Source organism: Oleiphilus sp. HI0128 (assembly GCF_001635365.1).
The window spans coordinates 1-576 of the sequence record NZ_LWGG01001477.1 but is presented as its reverse complement, the minus strand read 5'-3'; the positions used below and the strand labels follow the sequence as shown (position 1 = coordinate 576).

Below are 576 nucleotides of genomic sequence, written 5' to 3'. Positions count from 1 at the left end.
CAACAGTCTTGAATCAAGACCCTCTGAAATATAAACCGTATTTATCAAAAAGCATCGAACACTATATTGATGACTGTATGCCCCCTGCTCTAACATCCTCATTGGGGAGCTATGGAACATTTGATTTAAATAAAATACTGCACGAAACTAATGATTTAGTTGGAGAACTGGCTAAATTAGCTTCAACATATCAAATGACAGTGTACTACGATGCAGCAAATCGAGGAGGTAATAGCGTAACCTGCAATGCTGCATGGGCATCGATATCTTCATTAATCACATTACCAGCCACTTATAACCAGCATTATAGTGATGTTTGTAAAAAAGGAGGTTTTGAAACAGATGTAGCTACGTGTAAAACTAGGCTTTCTACAATCGCGGATTATGCAATGGATAGTACATCATCAATGGGTGTCGATAATATTGCTGGCAACCAAGCACTTGCACAGAATCTCTACCGAAATCTAGCCGAAAACCCCGTTGCGTACATGGAAGATATGATCAATCTAAAGAACCAATCAACAGGACTATCTACACTTGTCGCTGCTGGTTCATGGCTTCCAACAATACGCTACA

1 protein-coding gene is annotated in these 576 nt (G+C 39.6%); it reads left to right on the top strand.

Annotated features, from left to right (window positions below; all coding sequences use genetic code 11):
* Positions 1 to 77: 77 nt before the first annotated feature.
* Positions 78 to 576 (top strand): hypothetical protein (locus A3763_RS24385; RefSeq protein WP_231872310.1); only part of this gene is annotated, 499 nt, incomplete at its 3' end.